Here is a 16,917-nt window from a genome sequence, read left to right as displayed (position 1 = left end):
CATTCCGCCACGGCCTTCGCAGCGCCTTTAGAGATCGCGAGCCATCAGAGTTGTGTCGAAGCCCTTCCAGTTAGTGCGATCAAGGTCCGCCCAACCGTGCCTCGCATAGACCCCCTGCATCCGTGGTACTCGGGGACAACAAACAACCCTGCAAGCCATGGCGACACATGATGGTTAGGCTCGATCTCGGACTCGGTGCCGTGGTCAAGAAGCCGTAGGCCCAAATGCGGCCCCGGGGATCAGCCTCGACTTGGTGCCCCGGTCGCCTCTCGCTGCAGTGGCACGCTATCGCGCGGTGGCGAAACCCGCTGATGGGTTCTCGCGCGGCCGTTCTGGCAGCCTCCCGAGCGGAAATAGCGCATTGGGTGCCGCAGCGACGCGGGATAGAATGCGCCTTTTGGCGGTCGCAAAATGCGTGCTCTAGGTGTCGCGCTGATCGTCATTGGCTTCGCGCTTGTCTGCGGCGGACTCATCTTCCGGCGCAGATTGGAGCCCGACGAGGAGCGCTTCCAAGCAGGATCTGGCGAGATTCCGCAAAGCCTTGATCCAATCCAGCGCGGTCTGCTCGAGGATCTCCGCCGCCTGAATGCGAGGGAGCCGGAGATGCGCAACGAACGCAGCGAAGATCATAGGCCCGGCGGGTGACGCGCCACCCGCTTTAGCACTCACCGCCCGGGGCTAGTGCTGGGATGTCGTCGGGACAGATCGCGTCCGCGGGGCCGCTTCGGCGCCATGCCGACAGTTTCACCGCTCGGCCACGGTCCCGAGCTCTGGCCGCCATACAGCCGGTAATTCGGGTCGGTGTAGGGGTTCCCGGGCCCTTTGTTCTGACAATTGGCATTTGGATAGAACTGTGCGCAATAGCCGGGCTCGGATATCACTGGCTGGGCCGGAGCCGGCGCGCAGCTTATCGCAGTCAGCACCGCCGCCGCGCCGAGTTGCTTGAGGATAGAGATGGACATTGTACTTCTCCCACCGCGGAAGATGCACCACATCCGCTAAGAATAACGCCTAACCGGCTAGCCCCATCCGCTCGGCGCGATCAGTCCGCGGTAAGCGTTGGAAGGCCGGCGCGCCCAGAAAAATTGCAAGGCCGGCCCGCTTACCAATAGCCCCAGGGCCGCCCGCCGTATCCATAAGGTCTGTAGAAGCGGGCGGCTCCAGGTTCCTGGATTGCTTGCCAACCGTAGTCGACGTATGCCGGATAATAGCTGTAGGCTGGATAGTAGCCGCCGTCATACGGGCCGGGGTAGTAGCTGCCGTGGTACGGGCCGCCATAATAGCCATAGGCGCTGCTCGCGATCGCGTCACCGATTAGGGCACCAGCCAGCGCGCCTGCTCCCCAACCCCAACCTCGGACAGCTCCGTATCCCCATCCGCCACCGCGCCAGCCGCCCCACCGGACCTGGATCGAACTGTCAGCGATCATGGATTTCATGCTTGCCACGTTGGTCGGCAAAGGAGCCGCATGGAGCGTCGCGACGTTGCCAGCCATCAAGGCTCCGGTGAATCCACCTATCAATGCCATTCTGAGGGTGCGCGTGTTCTCCTCCGTTAGCTGTTAGGAGAGACCCGCAGGCTAGGACAGCCTTGAGCAAACGCAAGATGGCGCGGCGACGCGCCTACTTTTTCCGGCTTACGGGCTTCAAGAGAACCAGCCCGACGAGCGAGGTCCGGTCAGGGAGACACCGAAGCCCAAGCCGTCGCGCTTGGAGGAAGCATCCGCGGTGACCGCAGGCGAGCCGGGCGTTGGTCAATGGTCATGTTTGTCTGTGTTAGACGCCTTGGCTGCCGCGAAGAATGTTCATCAGCGCTGCGGGATTGTTCGGCAGCCGATCGCCACGCCAAGCGACATGCTGATCCGGACGAGCCAGTATGAGAGGGTGCTGATAGACGGCGGGCAACTCCGTTGCGGCAATGTCGAGAACTGTCAAAGGCATGCCGACCGCCGAAGCAGCGGTCGTCAAGCCGTACGCATCGACGCCTGGATCGCTGCGAAGCAGTGTGTAGTAAGGTCCCATCGCGTCGTACAAGGAGCGGCCATCGGCGAGCCAAAAGTGCGGGACGCGCGCGCCGGGAGCGGTCGATGGCGTGAAGTCACCCATCGTATAAGGCGGCGGAATCTCTTCATCATAAGCGATGATCGGGGAACCTCGATAATAGTAGCCAAAATTGAGCCCCGCGCAGCAATATTGCTGAACATTGAGGTCATAGGCCGATTGTCCAATCAAGCCTCGAACGGCGTCACCTTCCGGCCCCTCCACTTCGATGTCGGGTGGAATGGACTTCCGCGCTTTCGCCATGGCGTGGGCGTGGTCCATGGCGAAATGTGACACCTGCTCCGTGATCGGAAGCCGCTCGGCCTCGTAGGCGTTCAGAATTCGCTCATCGGCCCAACCCTCCAGATGGGCCGCAAGCAACCACGCCAGGTTTGCCGCGTCCGCAATGCCCGCATTCATGCCATAGCCAGCATAAGGGACCCACAGGTGGCAAGCGTCTCCGCATATGAAGACGCGGCCGTCACGAACCTTGTCCGTGATCAGACGCCGTCCGATCCAGTCTTCCTTGGCAATCAGCTCGTACTGAAAATCCCCGTCCACGCCGAGCACTGTTCGGATTGCACCGTCGCGATCGACGGCATCGAATTCCGTCACGTCGGCATTCAGATAAACATGCACGAGCCAGGTCTCTTTGCCATCGATCGCGTATACGTTGCCGGATTGACGCGGGTTCAGTGCAAAGGAAGCCCACGCCGGCGTCCCGCCGCGTTGTCTCAACATCTCGAGCAGTTTTGGGGCTCGAATGAAGCTCGACTGCACGCGTTGCAGAACAGGATCGCCGCTCAGCCGCCCACCGATCGTGTTGCGGACCAGAGAGCGCCCGCCATCGCAGCCGACCAGAAACCGGCAGGATGCTGCGATTTCCTCCGCGGTATCGCGCTCCCGCGCGGATGCGATGACACCCTCCGGACTCTGCCGAAAATCGACGAGCGATGTTCCGCTCAGGATGCGCACGCCGGGCATCGACGACAAATGATCGAACAGGACCGGCTCGAGATAGATCTGGTTGATCCGATGCGGCGGCTCCGGCGTCGGCCACCACGTATCCGGGCCGTCCTTGGACGTATATCGCTCCGCGCGGCAGGGAATCTTGATCCTGGTCAGTTCACGGCCAAGGAACGACGTTCGATAGGCGACATCGTTCGGATAGTCTGGCGGCAGTCCGGCGTTGCGCACCTTTAGAGCGACGCCAAGCCGCCGGAAGATTTCCATCGAGCGCGCCGAGACGTGATTGGATTTGACGCTGGGCGGCTCGTCACGTCTGCGCGTCTCCAGAACGATCACGCGTCTGCCGCGCCAAGCCAGGTCCATGGCAAGCGTGAGCCCAACCGGCCCGGCGCCGACAACCACGACGTCCGCATCAAGCATCCCAGCCATCGCACCACTCTCCGCCTGAGCCGTTCACGGCTCGATCTTGACGTTGCCGATCCGTGCTATCTCGGTCCAGCGCGCGATATCCGATGCGATAATTCGGGAAAATTCGTCCGACGAACTGCCGACCGAGTCGATGTTGAGTAGCTTCAATCGCGAAACCACGTCTGGAAGTTTGGCGATCCGCATGAATTCGTCCTGCAGTTTCCTTACGACATCTGGCGGCGTCCCTTTGGGCGCAAGAATGCCGCTCCACAACACAGCATCGACGTCTGCACCTGCTTCCTTCATGGTTGGAACGTCAGGCAGTTCCTCCATGCGCTTCGGCGCCGCAACGGCGAGCGCGCGCGCCTGGCCGCCCGTGATCTGGCTCCAGACCGAACCGGCATCGGCAATCGTCGTTGTCACCTCGCCCGCGATCACCGCGACCACGGAATCATTGGCGCCCTTGTACGGGATCATCTGTATCGGCGCGCCGGTCTTCTGCTTGAATAGCTCGGTAGCCAGCTGAAACGCCGCAGACGAACTGGAATAGTTGGCCTTGTTCGGATTTTGCTTTGCGTAAGCAACGAGCCCGGATACGGACTTGAGCGGCGACGCGGCGTTGACGATCAGGATCAGCGGAAACGACCCGAGTTCCGAAATTGGAATGAAATCGCGAACAGGATCGTACGGCAATCTCGCGTAAACCGCCGGATTGATGACCATGGCGCCGCTGGCACCGATCAGGAGCGTGTAGCCGTCGGGTGCTGATTTCGCAACATAATCGGTGGCGAGAATCGCGCCGGCGCCCGGCCTGTTTTCGATGATGACTGGTTGACCAAGGCTCTCGGACAATTTTTGTCCGAAGAGACGCGCGATAATATCGTTGCCGCCGCCAGGCGTGAAACCGACGACGATGTGGATGGGTCGCGACGGATATTTTGTGGCCTGCTCCGCAATGGTGGTGCGAGGAGAAATCAATGCGACCAATCCAACACAGATGCCGGCCAGGAATCGCCTTTTCAAAACCTTCACGGTGACGTTTCTCCTCGCAATCGCCGCGTCTGTTTTCCTATTGTGATGACGGCACTGTCCAGCATTGTGAACTAAAGCGGCGTGACGTGAACATGCAGGACTGCGGCCCTGCCGTCGTCCACCGCCGCCAGGCACCGATCGATCGCCCCGGCAAGCTCATCGGGTTCAGTCACGCTCTCGCCATGAGCTCCGAAAGCACGTGCGACGTCGGCGAAACGGCGTTGCTCACCCTGACGGTCCGACCTCAAGCTGGACTGGAACGAGTTCGTTTCCGCGGCAACACCCGTGGGATAAACGCGCTGAACTGCGGATTTCACGGCCTGCCAGCCGCCGTTGTCCAGCACCACGGTCAGGATCGGAAGCTCATACTGCCGCGCAGTTGCATAGACGGAGTCGGGCGAGGAAAAATGAAAAGCGCCGTCGCCGATGATCTGCACGACGCGCCGATGCGGCTGCGCCAGCTTCAATCCCAGCGCCATGCCGCCGCTGAAGCCGAGGCCGCCGCCGGCGAGCCCGACATAGCTTCGGGGCTGCGTGCGATGAATCTGCTCCTGCAGCATCGGCCCGTTGCGGATCGCCTCATTGAGAACGATATCGTCCTGCGCCAACTTGCTGTTCAGGACAGCAAACAGATAGCTGGGATTGAGCGCACCCAGAACCCCTTTGTTGGCGGCAGCCGCGGCCCGGCGTTTCGCTGCGGCCTCGCGCGCCCCATTCCAGCTCGCAATGCGTTCAGCGACCCGCCGGCGATAGCCATCGTCGGCGCGCGCCTCGACGACGTCGAGCACCTGCTGCAGCACGGTCGCGCAGTCGCCCTGAATTCTCATGTCAGTTGGAAAGCCCCACATCGGAAAGTCTGATTTCAGGGGGTCGACGTCGATCTGGATCCACCGGATCGCATCGATGCGCTTGGCGTACTGCGGAACGAATGGGACGTCGGTGTCCAGCAAAAGCCCGAGATCCGCCTGCTCCAGCAGGGGCAGAGGATCGAAGCCCGCAAAGCAGGGCGAGCCCTGCGGCATATTGAGATCGATGGAATTGAATTCGGCGACCCGGATGCCGCAGGTCCGCGCCAATCGATCGAGCACGGCAACCGCCTCTGCCTTACGACCGAGATAGGCGGTCAGCGCAATCGGGTTGTCCGCGGCCATCAGCTGGTCGGCGATGGCCTCGACTCTTGCCCGATCGATGCCGCCGGACCGAACGCCGCCGTACCGTGCTGGGTCGTAGGCCGGCATCCGCGTTTCGTCCCATGTCTCCGCCAGCGTCTCGCGCGGCAGCATCATATAGACCGGTCCGGGAGGATCGCTGTGCATGAAAGCGGCGGCGCGGGCCAGAGCCTCCTTGACCACTATGCCGGACGGCAGCGAGTACTCCCATTTCACATAGGGACGAACGATGCTCGCAATGTCGAACGGATCCTGCACGAAATGGACATAGGTGTCGCGCGAGGCTGGCAGTTCACCATGCAAGGTGTAGGGCGCGCGGCCGGCGAACAGCATCACGGGCAAACGGTACCGAAACAAGTTCTGGATCGCCATGCACGCATTTGCGGTGCCGGCGTCGACATGCACGAAAACGGCCTGCCCCCTCCCCGTCGCCAGTGCGTAACCGCCGGCCATGTGGACGGCGACGATCTCATGTGGACAGAGGATAATCTGCGGACGCTTGCGGCCTTGCTTGTCCCACCGCGCGACTTCCTCAATCAGGGACACGTGGTCGGTCCCGAGATTGGCGAAGATATAGTCCACTCCGAGGTCCACGAGACCTTCGAGGAAATAATGCGCAGCGCTGTAAGAGCTCATGCTCTGGTTCCCTGTCGTTTCCCTGCCGGTTTCGGCTTTTCAGTTTCTTGTTCTGGCTTGGACGCGGTCCGACTTCACGGATCCCCACCCACAACCCGTCGGAGGATATCGGCCGGATCGCCGGTGCCCTCGTTGGACGCCCAGGCAACGAACTGATCGGGACGGACCAGCACGAGCGAAGCGTCATAACGCTCCCGGCCGTCGGCACGGCTGTCCTGGATCACCTTGAGCGGAAGGCGCAGCCTGTGGGCTGCGCGCCGGAATTCCTGCACAAAAGCGTTCGGCGCGCCCAGATCAAGCAGCGTGAAGCCGCTGCCGAGTTCTTCGTAGATGTTCTTGCCCGAGGATAAAGGCTGCGGCGTGAGATGGTGACCGGCGCGGGCCGCATAGCCATGCGAACCGATCGCACTGCTCACGGCACCCGGCGGCCCGAACACGATCGGCGAGCCCTCATAATTCGGCTCGAAGGCGTTGACTTCAGTGCGCGCGCCGGACTGTCGCTCGCGCCAGGCCGCTTCGAAGTCGGCGCGGTCAACCGATGGATTATGCCGGCGCAGGAAATCGCGATCATCGAAGATCGACTTCTCGATGAAGTCGCGCGCGGTCGAAGCGAATACCGGCCGCCGCTCCGCGTCATAGCTGTCGAGCAGGCCGGAGCCGCCCCAGCCCTGCAGGGTGGCCGCGAGCTTCCAGGACAGGTTGACGGCATCCTCCAGCCCGCTGTTGATCCCATAGCCCCCGTAAGGGGGGTGGCTGTGCGCCGCGTCCCCGGCGATGAAGACACGGCCCGCGCGATAGCTGTCGGCCAGCGCAAAGCGTAGGTCCCAAAAGCCGATATGATCGAACTCGATCTCGAACTCCGCACCGGCGGCCTCGTGCAGGAGTCGTCGGAAATCGAAATTATCGCGCGTGGTGTGGGCGGGAACGGGCGCATGGAAGAACCACGTGGTGCCGAGATCCACACGGCCGAAGAATTTCCAATAGCCGTCGAGTTCCGGATGCAGCACGTTGTAGAACGACTTGCCGGGATAACGCTCGAGCAGCCGGTGCAGGCCGGTCGAGCGGAATACGAGCAACACCATCAAGCGGTCGTGGTCGGACCTGGTCTGGCGAATGCCCGCCTGGTCGCGCACGATCGATCGACTCCCATCGCAACCTACGACATAGTCGGCGCGCAAGCTTCGCCTGTTTCCGTCGCGATTGGTGATTTCGACATCCACCCCGCCTTCGTCGGGATGTATCCGCTCACAGGTCCAGCCAAACAAGGTATTGATGTTTGGGATCTGCGCTGCCCTGCGGCGCAACACCGCCTCGGTGGCGTATTGCGGCAGGCGCTCATTGTCGCAGAAATAAAACGGCCGCACGAGTTCGCGCTGTAGCCAGTCGTAGCGGTAACCGCTCAGCAAGGTGCCGTAGCTGGTCATGCCGCCGATGCCGTAATCACTCGGTATGGTTCGGGCGGCGCGCAATTCCCCTTCAGCGCCCCAGAAATGGAAATGCTCGAGGGTACGCTGGGTGAGATTCTGTCCTTTCGGAATCGGCTGCGGCTCGCTGTAGCGTTCGACAACGATGCAGTTGATGCCCCGCAGACCGAGATCGATTGAAAGTCCGGTCCCGACGGGTCCTCCGCCGACGATCACCACCGGAACAGCTTTACCCGGACTCTGCATTCGCACCGACCTCACTTGCGCACTGCTAGTCGATCAATGCCGGCCGCAGGGGGACCGTAATTCAATGCAGAGCATCGCGGCTCAGGTCAAGCTAAAATCTCATATTTTGAGATTTCTATCCATTTTCCTCGAAGATCTCGGCAGAGATCAGGTTGGCCGTTTGGCGCACTTCCCCGCTAATCCGATCAATCAGGCCACCATTCGCATGCTGGCCAGCGATAGTGAGACAGAGACTCGCGACCGGATAGTTTGCATCGAGGATAGGAGCGGCGATGCCGATTGCCCCGGGGGTCACTTCACCAAAGGCGACCGCGACGCCCGCTCTTCGGATGCGCTTCAGCACCACTGCGATTTCCTCGGCCGTCGCACCGAGGCCGACGCTGCGAAGATCATCGGCATAACGCTCAAGCAATGGGACCAGACTGCGTTTCGGCAGGAATGCCATGATCGAGCGGGCAATCGCGCCGCGACCCATCGGCATCGGTCGGCCCCGCGGATAGCTGCTCACCGGATGGGGCGCCGACGATTGCGAAGCAACACAGAGCATCTTGTCGCCATACCAGCGGACAATCAGGGCGGTACAGGGATGCGCCGCGGTGAGACGCTCCAGATGTGGCGCGGCGGCGGCGACCAGCGGGTCTGCGCGCCGGTTCAAATAGTCCATCTCGACGACTTTAGGCCCGAGGGCGAAGCGGCCCCCACGGACGGACATCAACAGCCCGCTTTCCCTGAGGCTCTTGAGATAGCGGTAGAGCGTCGGACGCGTGTAGCCGAGTTCGCGCATCAGTTCGTCCGGCGTCCAGAGCGGGCGCGTTTCGCTGAACAGTTCCAGCACGGCGAGCACCCGGTCTTGGCTGTTTCTCTTCTCCACCTGTCGATCCGTTCCAATGTCGCCCGTCCTGTACCGCGGTCCCGCGCTTCCGGGAATGGGACATCGGAGCAGGATTGTCTTCGACATAATCTCACTATAAGAGATTTCAAAATAGAAGACGGTGGGACATTTGGATCCGCCAGGAGGAAATCGCACCATGGCCACCGGCGTGAACGAGGAGTCCAACCCGATGGTCGTCGATGTCCCCAGCTACATCGACCGACAGCCGGTCGGCACATTTCAAATTCAGGTGCTGCTGATTTGTGCGGCGGTGCTCTTTATCGACGGATTCGACACGCAGGCCATCGGATACGTTGCGCCCGCCCTGGCGCAAGAATGGAAGCTGCCGCGCGATGCGCTTGGACCAGTGTTCAGCGCCGGATTATTCGGCCTGATGATCGGCGCCTTGATCTTCGGCCCGCTCGCCGATCGGATCGGCCGCAAGCGGATCATCGTGGCCAGCACCGCTGCATTCGGCATCGGCAGCCTGCTAACCATGCTGGCCCAGGATGCCACATGGTTGATGGCGCTCCGTTTCCTCACCGGTCTCGGCCTCGGCGGCGCGATGCCAAACGCGGTTGCAGTGACCTCCGAGTTTAGCCCGCACCGCCGTCGAGCAACCATGGTGATGGCGATGTTTGCCGGATTTTCCATCGGCGCGGCGCTCGGCGGTTTGCTCGCGGCTGCGTTGATCCCCGCTTTTGGCTGGCGCTCGGTGTTTCTGGTCGGCGGCATCGCGCCGCTCCTGCTCGTGCCAGTTCTTGTGCATTCGCTGCCGGAATCGATCCGCTATCTCGCATTGACGGGCGGGCGCGATCGCGAGGTCGCCGGGTTGTTGCGGCGCATCACGCCGGAGGCGACGTTTGCGGGCGACGTCCGCTTCGCCGTGCAGGAGCCCAAGCTGGCCGGCCTGCCGGTGGTCCATCTCTTCACAGAGCAGCGGAGCGCCGTCACGTTACTGCTCTGGATCGTATTCTTCATGAGCTTGCTCGATCTCTATCTTCTCTCAAACTGGCTGCCGACGGTGCTTCATGATCTCGGTGTCTCGGTGTCGGTTGCCGCGGCGATCGGCGCGATGCTGCAGGTCGGTGGCGTGGTCGGCACCTTCGCGCTCGGCCACTTTATCGACCGCTTCTCGTTCCGCGCGCTCGCGCTCACCTATCTGTGCGCTGCGGTCGCGGTAGCGGCGATCGGCTTGAGCAGTCATTCGACGAGCCTCATCACCGTCGCGATCTTTGCTGCCGGATTCTGCATCGTCGGCGGGCAGATCGCCTCGAATGCGCTGACTGCAACGTTTTACCCGACCGCGATCAAGTCGACCGGTGTGGGCTGGGCGCTAGGCATCGGCCGCATCGGCTCGATCGTCGGTCCTTTGATCGGCGGCCTCATGCTTGCCCGTAACATGGAACCACAGCCGCTGTTTGCCGTAGCCGCCATTCCGGCGCTGATCGCCGCGACGGCAGCGCTTTTCCTGGCCCGTTCCGTGCCCCGCTGAACGCCCAAGGCCGGCATGCACCTACCTGACGTGTTTCCTCGAAACTCCCCAAGCCGCGCCTCCCGCACACCGTCTCGGTCGAACGCATCGACCCCGTATACATAAGGGATTATGCCACTCCCTCCGAATTGATCAGAGGTCGCTTGCGCTGTACGCCCCAACGATAGCCTGCGATCGAACCATCCGCCTTTCACGACCCGATGACGGCGGCGGACAGCCGGCGATCCAAAACACCGGCTCGTGCACTGCCGTGGTGATGTGACGGAATTCCGGGTGGGCCGGATTGATTAGCGTGTTGTGGTCCACCGGCGCGATGACGCTCGGCACCATCAACATGAGACTCCTCTTTGGGTGCAACGGGCTCAGTTCCAGCAACGGGCGGTTTTGATCCAACCGCCCGTTCGCACATTCCGACAGATTTCCGGGACACAAGGAGGTTGAGGAAGGTCTGCTCAACCTTCTCCCCTGGCTGCGTCCCGCCCATACCAATGGCCAAGCAGCAAGATGAGCAATCCGGCGAGCAACATCGGGATCCCGGCAACATAGAGAATATGTTGAGGGCTCAAGTGGTACGCGAGCAACGCGCCGATCAACAGCGGGCCACCAATGCCCCCTAACCTGCCGATGCCAAGCGCCCAACCCACGCCGGTTGACCTGATCGCGGTCGGATAATAAATCGCCGCCAGCGCGATCACGCTCTTCTGTCCGCCGCTGACACAAAACCCGGCACAGAACGCAGCCACGATCATGATCCAGCTTGGCTTGTCGATCGAATAGCCGAACGATAGAACGAACAGGACGCCCGCCAGATAAACAGTGCCAAGTGAGCCATAGGGCCCAATGCGGTCCATCGCCGGTCCGATCGCGAATGCGGCGACGATGCCACCAACGGTGGTCATGGTGGTAGCGAGCGCCACTGTGCTGAGGGAATGGCCGACATTCGTCAGCATCGATGGCAGCCAGCTTTGCAGCGCGTAGAACTCCGCGAGGTTCAGCACGAACACGATCCAGATCACCAGCGTTCCTGCTGCGCGCCCGGACGAAAACAGGCTTCCGACTGCGCCGCGCCGCTCGCCCACCTCGGTGACGAACTTCGTCGGTCCCTCCACCGGCAGCGCGCCATCCACCCGGCGCACCACGCGCCAGACTGTATCCGGCTTCGCTTTGGTGCGAATGAGGAAATCCATCGACTCCGGCAAGAACATCAGCGCCAGGATCGCGACAAGCATGGGCGCCGCGCCGCCGATCCGCAGCATCGAGTGCCAGCCGTATGCAGGAATAGCCCACGCAGCGACGGCGCCGGCTGCGACGAAGCCTAGCGAGAAGCCGCAATAGATCGCCAGCACGAAGGTGGCGCGCAAGCGAGCAGGACTGAACTCGGTCGTCAACGCGATGGCGCTTGGCACCACCGAGCCGAGCGCAGTACCGGTAACGAAACGAAGCGCCATTAATTCAGTGACATTGGTTGCAAAGACGGTGGCAAACGTCAGAAGTGCGAACGCAAACGTCGATATGACCACAAGCTTGCGATGGCCGAAGCGGTCCGATAACGGCGATACCAGCAGATAGCCCACCATCAATCCAGTCAGCGCCGACGAGAAGATCGGCCCGAGCAATTCTCGAGAGAGCCCCCACTCTTTTGCGATCGACGGCGCCATGTAGCTAATGGCCTGCGTGTCAAAACCATCGAGAAACATGACGAGTCCGCATAACACCACAATCCCGTATTGCGTGACGCCGGTGCGGCGCGAATTGATGAAGGATGGGACGTCAAAAGCAACCTCCGTACTGCTCATTTCCTCACCTTTGCTGGCCAAATGATTTGGTCCAATTTGTTTCTTGATCTTGAAACGGCGCGGCTATGCCGACACGAAGAGCGCGCAGAATTGTCAGCCGGCAGCTTGCAAGACTTGAACCAATGTTGGGTGGGATGATCCGCTCGGGATGAACGCATCGGCGTAAAAGCGATCACTTGGCAATCCGCAGCGCGTCGTGAATTCATTGCGCGCGGCTTCGATCATCATCGGATTCCCGCAGGCATAGACGTGCCGGTCCGACAGATCGATAAGATCCTCGAGTACCGCGACGTGAACCAGTCCACGACGTCCCGCCCAGTTCGGGTCAGCTTCAGACAGCACCGGAATGAACGTGAACCACGGATAGCGCTTCGCCCATTTTTCGCAGGTCTCCGCGAGATAAAGATCGGCGGCGGTGCGTCCGCCCCAATAGAAACGTACCTCGCGGTTGAGCCGCCGCCTGATCATGTCATCGAGCATGGACTTCAACGGCGCGAAGCCTGTACCGGTCGCGACGAATACGTAGCGCGCCTGATCGTCCTCGCGCAGGTAGAAATCGCCGAACGGCACCTCCACCTCGAGCTTGTCGTCGAGCTCCAAGGAAGCCAGCACTCTCTCGGAGAACGCGCCGCCGGGCACATGCCGGATGTGGAGCTGAACGCAGTCGCTTTCCTGCGGCGCGTTAGCCATGGAGAAGCTGCGCTCGTCGCCATCCGGCATGCGGATGCGCAGATACTGCCCGGCCTTGAACTTGGCACGAATGCTGGCCGGAAAGCGCAGCTGCAGGATGGCGACATCATCGACCGGGCGCGACATGCGAAACACCCGCGCCTGGATTTTCTTCCGCGCCAACGGATCATGACGCTGAATGCGGCGCGCCCGGATGGTGAGATCGCTCTTGGCCGTGGCCGTGCAGAACAGGACTTTGCCGGCCGGACCCGTCATTTCCTTCGAGCGCTGTTTGACATCGCCCTTGCTCAGAAAGCCTTCGCAGGATGCGCAGACGCCCTTTCTGCAGGAGTAGGGCATCGTGTAGCCCGCACGCTCCGCTGCGACGAGAATGGTTTCGCCGTCATGGCACGTGAAGTTGATGTCGGCGCCTTCGACTGCGATTGTGTGGGTCATGGGATTGCCTTGAATTGACTGGCGCCTGCGACGAGCTGGATGCAGCGTAGGACGGGCGTGGGATCGGCAATGCCCTTCCCCGCAATGTCGAAGGCGCTGCCATGGCCGACACTTGAAAACATCAGGCCCGCACCGATCGACATCGCCGCCGAATTCCGGCCCGCCAGCAGCTTGATCGGAATGTGTCCCTGATCGTGATACATCGCCACGAACGCATCGAAGCCCTGCTGACCAAGCATCAGATCGGCGCCCACCGGCCCCTCGATATCGATGTCTTCCGCCTTCAGTCGCTCGACCAGCGGCTTGACGATGCGATCGTCATCGTCGCCAAAAAGCCCGCCCTCGCCTGCGTGAGGATTGATGCCAAACACACCAAGCTTGGGGCGTGCAACGCCGAGATTCTTCAAGGCATCGATCGTTGTGCGAATAGCGCGCTCGATCAGCGTTGGCGTAAGCCGGTCAAGCGCATCGGCAAGCCGCTCATGCAATGTCACATGAGCGATCCGCAGCCCCGCACCGACCAGCATGAGGAACACTTCATCCTCCGGCACCTTCTTCAGCCGTGCCAGGAGGCTCGGATAGCCGGAGAACCTGATGCCGGCAGCGTTGACATTGGTTTCGGAATGCGGACAAGCCACGATGCTATGAGCCCGCCCCACTTTCATTAGGTCGAGTCCCGCCTCGACATAGGCGACGGTGGCGCGGCCACCCTCCGCACGCCCATGTCCAGGCGTGAAGGCTCTTGGGTCAAGCGCGGCAACAGGATGATAGAGCAACGGCCGCTTGTCAGTGGATGCCCCGGCCTGCGTCAGGGTCAGGCCGGGTGCGAATTTGTCCGCGTAGAAGCGGATGACATGCTCGTCGCCAACCAGGATTGGAGATGAGCCGGTCTGCGCTTCCGCACACAGCACCGCAGCCTTCACCGCGATTTCAGGGCCGATCCCATTGGGATCGCCAATGGTCAGCGCAACAGCTCTCGAGGTCATAACGGCAGCGCCAGCAGCGTGTCGATCCGGGAGCTGTCGCATACGACGGTCCGCTCTTGCAGTTGCGCCGACCGGTCCGCGATCTCATAGACATCGAAATAGCGACCGGTGGCGTAAATCGATGTGTCGCCATCCTGCAGGGTGCGCGCCACCAAGAAGGGGGTCTCGCTACGCACCTTTGCTCCGTCTTCCGACAAGATCGACGGCTGTCCGAGGATGTGACGATAAGTCTGCCGCTCATAGATATTGGCTTCGCGCAGCGCCGAGACGCGATCAATCAGCATGCCGCGGGAGTTGGCAAACACGATGCCGGCCTCGAGCCCCTCGCGATAATTCGATGCGGTCGTGATCCTGTAGAGGCACGGGCCATGAAACAGGCTCGGCCATTCCTCGAGGCGATCGTCATCGATGCAGCGCGAGTACTTCGCCTGCGCTTCGATGATATATTGCAGAACGCTGCTGGTCATCGCGTATCCTCAGAGTCCCATGTTGGCGCGATACGCCTTCCAGAAGCCGCGCACTGACGCCTCGGTCACCCGGCTCTCGCTGCTATTGGCATCGGCTCCGCCCATCTCGAGGACAGCATGATCGTCGCTTGCGCCGGCAACGCCACGCTGCACGAAGCCGCCGACACAGCCATCTTCCATCGAGATGTATCCGGCCGGCCCAACCAGGTTGCCCTGCTTGATACGTGACAGGCGCTGCTCGGGCGTATCATCAGAGAAGCCGAGATAGGTCCAGTTCAGATCGGTCCTGTCGACCGCACGCGGCACGATCTGGCGAACCGCAATGGCGTTCTGGATCTGCTGCAGCACGAAGGTCGGGAACACCGACAAAATCTGCAGCGTGCAGCCATCGCGATATTCGTCGAAACTTTCCAGCAAGCTGGGATCGGCGAGCTTGTACTCGCTCTCTGAGCGCAACTGCTGCTTGGCGTAATCCACGTCCTTTTCGGCCTCGCGATCGATCGCCGAATAGCTGACGTGGTGCCCGCCGCTTTCATCGACTATGATGCCGCCCTTCATCGACAGCCGGTTCAAATCGAATGTCGTGAAGAAAAGATGCAGAATGCTGGCGTGATAGGAGTCCTTGACGTTCTCCATATAGAGCTTCCAATTGTTTGGAAGCACCTGGGTAAAGCGCCCGAGCACCACGGGCGTGCGACCGCCGAGCACGCGCTCGATGCGGTTCAAGATCTCTTCGCCGAGATATTCTTCGATCGACGGCACGTCCTCAGAGAATGAACCGAAGATCAGGCCGTGAATGATCGCGATGCGCAGCTTGCGCGGACCGTGCTGCTCCATCTTGAACGAGTCGGGCATGCCCCCCTTGCCCTTGATGCCGTCCTTGAAGGCGACTCCCGTCAGATTGCCCTGCGGGTCGTAATTCCAGGCGTGATACACGCAGCTGAAATCCTTGCGATGCTTGCCGCGGCTTTCCAGACAGATCAACGCGCCACGATGGGCGCATCGGTTTTCGAACGCGTAGATTTCATTGTCGGTGTCGCGAGTTACGATCACGGGCGTATCGCCGATGTGCGCCGTGAGGAAATCGCCCGGCTCCGCCAGTTCAACTTCCAGCGCGAGATAATGCCAATTCGGCCCCTGGAAGATCTTGCGCTGCTCCTCCGCGTAAACCGATTGATCCTGGAACACCCAATACGGAACGCGGGTGAGCCCCTCCGGCCAGTTGACGAGATTTGCTCGTTCCGGCGGCAAAACGATCTTGTTCATCGGCGCTTCCTCACGCTTGACTTCACGTTCGATCTGTTCGAATATCGAACAAGTATCTTTATTTCGAACACCTTGAGCCACTCTAAAACGGCTGTCAAGGTGAGCTCAGCTATGGCGATCGCGGAAACCCAAGAGAGACGTGAAGGGATGGCGGGGCTCGCGAAAGGCCTCGCGATCATCGAGGCATTCTCGGTTCACCCCGTGATGAGCGTCGCCGACGCCGCGCGCGCTTCAGGCGCTACACGCGCAGCCGCGCGCCGATGCCTCCTCACCCTGGTCGAGTTGAATTACCTCGAGCTGTCGGGACGAGACTTCCGTCCTCTTCCTCGTCTTCGCAGGCTCGGCGGCGTGATGTCCGACCGCGATAAGCTCGTGCAGATCGCACAGCCGCTGCTGGAGCGCGCCCGCGATGAAGCCGCGGAATCGATTTCGCTGGCGGTGCTGGACGACAATCAATCGCTCTTCATTGCGCGCGCGCAAGCCGAGCACTACGTCCAGACCGGCGTTCGCGTCGGCGCCTATCTTCCGCTCTATTGCTCGGCGACAGGCCGCATCCTGCTCGGCGGCCATACTGATGACGACATCACGCGACGACTGAGCCGGCAACCGATGAGCGCACGCTCGCCGCGGACGCTGACCACTATCCCGGACATTCTGTCTGCGATCCGGACCGCAGCGAAGAACGGCTATGCGATCAGCGACGAGGAGCTGGCGCCGAGCATCAGATCAATGGCCGTCCCGGTGCTTGCCGCGGACGGCGACATTGTCGCCGCCGTCAGTGTGAGTGCGGCCACGGCCCGCGTCAAAGTCAACGATCTGCGCAAACGTCTGCTACCTGTGCTACTCAACTGCGCGAACCAGATCGCCCGGCCGTTGAAGGAGCTGCGCTGAAGGCTTCCCGCCGTTAGAACACCGGAGGCGGTCATGCGCCCATCTCAGTCCGCTCGGCGCACAAGAGAAGTGTCGGCAGTTTGTCACCAAGAAGATT

At 61.4% G+C, this 16,917-nt stretch carries 15 protein-coding genes; 2 read left to right on the top strand and 13 right to left on the bottom strand.

What is annotated here, in order from left to right; all coding sequences use genetic code 11:
* Positions 1 to 665: 665 nt before the first annotated feature.
* The 7 genes from ACZIRK_RS27730 to ACZIRK_RS27700 all read right to left on the bottom strand — a co-directional run bounded on the left by ACZIRK_RS27730 (position 666) and on the right by ACZIRK_RS27700 (position 8,794).
* Complete coding sequence (locus ACZIRK_RS27730; protein ID WP_456645848.1) at positions 666 to 962, bottom strand: hypothetical protein; 297 nt, start codon at positions 960 to 962, stop codon at positions 666 to 668.
* Between the two features lie 140 nt (positions 963 to 1,102).
* Complete coding sequence (locus tag ACZIRK_RS27725) at positions 1,103 to 1,495, bottom strand: hypothetical protein (protein ID WP_474418546.1); 393 nt, start codon at positions 1,493 to 1,495, stop codon at positions 1,103 to 1,105.
* A gap of 280 nt (positions 1,496 to 1,775) precedes the next feature.
* A complete protein-coding gene (locus tag ACZIRK_RS27720) occupies positions 1,776 to 3,428 on the bottom strand; it encodes an FAD-dependent oxidoreductase (RefSeq protein ID WP_207231030.1) in 1,653 nt (550 codons plus the stop codon).
* A 33-nt stretch (positions 3,429 to 3,461) separates the two neighbouring features.
* On the bottom strand, positions 3,462 to 4,448 hold the full coding sequence (locus ACZIRK_RS27715; RefSeq protein ID WP_474418545.1) for a Bug family tripartite tricarboxylate transporter substrate binding protein: 987 nt from the start codon (positions 4,446 to 4,448) through the stop codon (positions 3,462 to 3,464).
* 71 nt (positions 4,449 to 4,519) lie between these two features.
* Entirely contained in the window at positions 4,520 to 6,253 is a 1,734-nt protein-coding gene (locus ACZIRK_RS27710; protein WP_474418544.1) for a thiamine pyrophosphate-requiring protein, read from the bottom strand.
* 74 nt (positions 6,254 to 6,327) lie between these two features.
* Positions 6,328 to 7,923 carry an FAD-dependent monooxygenase gene (locus ACZIRK_RS27705; RefSeq protein ID WP_474418543.1) on the bottom strand — a complete coding sequence of 532 codons (1,596 nt, stop codon included), beginning with the start codon at positions 7,921 to 7,923 and terminating at the stop codon, positions 6,328 to 6,330.
* 115 nt (positions 7,924 to 8,038) lie between these two features.
* Entirely contained in the window at positions 8,039 to 8,794 is a 756-nt protein-coding gene (locus ACZIRK_RS27700; RefSeq protein WP_028168260.1) for an IclR family transcriptional regulator, read from the bottom strand.
* A 157-nt stretch (positions 8,795 to 8,951) separates the two neighbouring features.
* On the opposite strand from ACZIRK_RS27700, the gene ACZIRK_RS27695 reads away from it, so the two are divergent.
* The gene (locus tag ACZIRK_RS27695; protein WP_130226075.1) at positions 8,952 to 10,289 is read left to right on the top strand and encodes an MFS transporter; all 1,338 of its coding nucleotides are present in this window, start codon (positions 8,952 to 8,954) and stop codon (positions 10,287 to 10,289) included.
* 132 nt (positions 10,290 to 10,421) lie between these two features.
* Here the strand turns inward: ACZIRK_RS27695 and ACZIRK_RS27690 are convergent, their stop codons facing one another.
* From ACZIRK_RS27690 to ACZIRK_RS27665, 6 genes are all read right to left on the bottom strand, one after another.
* Positions 10,422 to 10,625 carry an RES family NAD+ phosphorylase gene (locus ACZIRK_RS27690; protein WP_165435218.1) on the bottom strand — a complete coding sequence of 68 codons (204 nt, stop codon included), beginning with the start codon at positions 10,623 to 10,625 and terminating at the stop codon, positions 10,422 to 10,424.
* A 116-nt stretch (positions 10,626 to 10,741) separates the two neighbouring features.
* Positions 10,742 to 12,085 (bottom strand): MFS transporter, encoded by a 1,344-nt coding sequence (locus ACZIRK_RS27685; RefSeq protein WP_130226074.1) that lies wholly within the window; start codon positions 12,083 to 12,085, stop codon positions 10,742 to 10,744.
* A 93-nt stretch (positions 12,086 to 12,178) separates the two neighbouring features.
* The gene (locus ACZIRK_RS27680) at positions 12,179 to 13,210 is read right to left on the bottom strand and encodes a 2Fe-2S iron-sulfur cluster-binding protein (protein WP_130226073.1); all 1,032 of its coding nucleotides are present in this window, start codon (positions 13,208 to 13,210) and stop codon (positions 12,179 to 12,181) included.
* Positions 13,207 to 14,196 carry a PdxA family dehydrogenase gene (locus ACZIRK_RS27675; RefSeq protein WP_130226072.1) on the bottom strand — a complete coding sequence of 330 codons (990 nt, stop codon included), beginning with the start codon at positions 14,194 to 14,196 and terminating at the stop codon, positions 13,207 to 13,209. The genes ACZIRK_RS27680 and ACZIRK_RS27675 overlap by 4 nt, the downstream gene beginning before the upstream one ends.
* A complete protein-coding gene (locus ACZIRK_RS27670) occupies positions 14,193 to 14,663 on the bottom strand; it encodes an aromatic-ring-hydroxylating dioxygenase subunit beta (RefSeq protein WP_130226071.1) in 471 nt (156 codons plus the stop codon). The genes ACZIRK_RS27675 and ACZIRK_RS27670 overlap by 4 nt, the downstream gene beginning before the upstream one ends.
* A 9-nt stretch (positions 14,664 to 14,672) precedes the next feature.
* Complete coding sequence (locus ACZIRK_RS27665) at positions 14,673 to 15,929, bottom strand: aromatic ring-hydroxylating dioxygenase subunit alpha (protein WP_130226070.1); 1,257 nt, start codon at positions 15,927 to 15,929, stop codon at positions 14,673 to 14,675.
* Between ACZIRK_RS27665 and ACZIRK_RS27660 the strand changes: the two genes are divergently transcribed.
* A complete protein-coding gene (locus tag ACZIRK_RS27660) occupies positions 15,837 to 16,820 on the top strand; it encodes an IclR family transcriptional regulator domain-containing protein (protein WP_474418542.1) in 984 nt (327 codons plus the stop codon). The genes ACZIRK_RS27665 and ACZIRK_RS27660 overlap by 93 nt on opposite strands.
* Positions 16,821 to 16,917: the final 97 nt, after the last annotated feature.

This window comes from Bradyrhizobium sp. Leo114, from assembly GCF_055229415.2.
Note: the sequence above shows the minus strand (reverse complement) of the source record. Positions and strands in the feature narration are given on the sequence as shown.

Excerpts from the sequence above, each read along its gene's own strand:
- ACZIRK_RS27730 (WP_456645848.1), bottom strand. The coding sequence starts at position 962 with ATGTCCATCTCTATCCTCAAGCAACTCGGCGCGGCGGCGGTGCTGACT.
- ACZIRK_RS27725 (WP_474418546.1), bottom strand. The coding sequence starts at position 1,495 with ATGGCTGGCAACGTCGCGACGCTCCATGCGGCTCCTTTGCCGACCAAC.
- ACZIRK_RS27720 (WP_207231030.1), bottom strand. The coding sequence starts at position 3,428 with ATGCTTGATGCGGACGTCGTGGTTGTCGGCGCCGGGCCGGTTGGGCTC.
- ACZIRK_RS27710 (WP_474418544.1), bottom strand. The coding sequence starts at position 6,253 with ATGAGCTCTTACAGCGCTGCGCATTATTTCCTCGAAGGTCTCGTGGAC.
- ACZIRK_RS27705 (WP_474418543.1), bottom strand. The coding sequence starts at position 7,923 with ATGCAGAGTCCGGGTAAAGCTGTTCCGGTGGTGATCGTCGGCGGAGGA.
- ACZIRK_RS27695 (WP_130226075.1), top strand. The coding sequence starts at position 8,952 with ATGGCCACCGGCGTGAACGAGGAGTCCAACCCGATGGTCGTCGATGTC.
- ACZIRK_RS27690 (WP_165435218.1), bottom strand. The coding sequence starts at position 10,625 with ATGTTGATGGTGCCGAGCGTCATCGCGCCGGTGGACCACAACACGCTA.
- ACZIRK_RS27685 (WP_130226074.1), bottom strand. The coding sequence starts at position 12,085 with ATGAGCAGTACGGAGGTTGCTTTTGACGTCCCATCCTTCATCAATTCG.
- ACZIRK_RS27680 (WP_130226073.1), bottom strand. The coding sequence starts at position 13,210 with ATGACCCACACAATCGCAGTCGAAGGCGCCGACATCAACTTCACGTGC.
- ACZIRK_RS27675 (WP_130226072.1), bottom strand. The coding sequence starts at position 14,196 with ATGACCTCGAGAGCTGTTGCGCTGACCATTGGCGATCCCAATGGGATC.
- ACZIRK_RS27670 (WP_130226071.1), bottom strand. The coding sequence starts at position 14,663 with ATGACCAGCAGCGTTCTGCAATATATCATCGAAGCGCAGGCGAAGTAC.
- ACZIRK_RS27665 (WP_130226070.1), bottom strand. The coding sequence starts at position 15,929 with ATGAACAAGATCGTTTTGCCGCCGGAACGAGCAAATCTCGTCAACTGG.